At 62.2% G+C, this 1,410-nt stretch carries 1 protein-coding gene; it reads right to left on the bottom strand.

The window, feature by feature from the left end:
- Nucleotides 1-1,063 precede the first annotated feature (1,063 nt).
- Complete coding sequence (locus CKW40_RS44295; RefSeq protein WP_179298321.1) at nucleotides 1,064-1,228, bottom strand: hypothetical protein; 165 nt, start codon at nucleotides 1,226-1,228, stop codon at nucleotides 1,064-1,066.
- Nucleotides 1,229-1,410: the final 182 nt, after the last annotated feature.

Genomic DNA, 1,410 nt, shown 5'->3' with positions numbered 1-1,410 from the left:
AGTGGAGACCCGCAGCGGCAGTGGAGACGAAAACCTATGACAACTGTGCAACGCCACAGCACCGCCCGCGAATGCCTGGTCGGTGAAGGTGCGGTGGGTAGCATTGCTTTTCAGCCCCGCAACGGCGCGGCCGCGACGCTCCGCCGCTTACCGCCACGAGCCCGTCCTGGGCTGGCATCTGGTTGTGGGACCTCTGCAAAGCCGCTCATTGGGGCAATCACCTGCCCTCGAGGGTCCTTCACCAGCTTCGGCTCAAAACGGCTGCCGGGGCACACGAGGTGTTTTGCGGGGCGCAAACGGCCCTCACCAGGACGTTCGGCAACGGCGCGGCGGCAAACCTGCCTGGGACATTCGGCATTCTGACCGCAACCGCAGATGCTGGCCTCATTCGCTAACGCGTCGACGGCGATCAGGCGGCGCATCCCGATGAGCAAGGATGGGAGCCCTCAGGATGCTCATGTTTCGTCTAACGCCTCACAAGTGAACGGCTCGATCCTATACGTGGACGGCAACTGGACCTTGGTCCGTGCCGCCAACGAACTCGATGACGAAGATAGGGAGAGGCTGCGGGTTGGTTCTCGACGATTCGTCAGGCGACGGGCTGCGGCTCATCGATCGAAAGTCGAGAGCCTCAGACTCCTGCTGCGCGAGGTGCGTGTAACGCGGACTGCGATCGAGAATCTCGGCTCGGCGATGACGGAAAACGTCCCTTCCCGGGGCGAAGCAGTCCAAGTTTTCTCGCGCGCCTTGCACGCGCTCTGCACCAAAGTTCTGCGGCCGGGTTCGCCTTGCGCCGATTTCGCTGCTCCGCTTTAGGCAGTGCAAGGTGGCCCTCCTCGGCCATGGCTAGTTCGCTCGATGCGAGGCCCGGACCGATGGAGTTCCGTTTGCCTCGCCTCGCCGCTGAGCTGCCGAGCAGTCCCGGAGGCTGCGATCGCCCGGAGCCATTGCTCGTCCTGAGCGATGCTTCCGCATTGCCAGCCCCGATCAAACAGCCTTCCAATAGCCGAAGCGTTGACACCAATCAGCGAGCGTGGAAACGTCCGGGCAGCGTGCTATGGTCTCAGCGGCTGGTAGCGATCAGCCGCCGGAATCCGATCTGTTCCGGTTCGCGGGCAGTCCGGATAGCGCGATAGGCGCAGCTGCGGTCGCGCTTCTTGCCCGTGTTTTCCTCGGGAATATTGGCCTGGGTCAGCGCCTCGATCGCACGATCGTGGCCGAACCTCAAAGACCAAGCATCGACACTCTGATTGGGGTCCGGCCAGTTGTTGGTCTCCTGGGGGGCCGACCGCGGTTGCTGGCAACGGAATCCGACACCTTCTGTTGTCCTTGTCGGGTCCGCTACACACGGCTTGCTTAGCCAGCTGCTGTTTCGTCCTTAGGTTAAATAACTGAAAAGAAAACACAAAG

This window comes from Mesorhizobium carmichaelinearum, from assembly GCF_900199455.1.
GTDB lineage: Bacteria > Pseudomonadota > Alphaproteobacteria > Rhizobiales > Rhizobiaceae > Mesorhizobium > Mesorhizobium carmichaelinearum.
The sequence above is the reverse complement of the archived record's forward strand: the minus strand, read 5'-3'. Positions and strand labels throughout refer to the sequence as shown.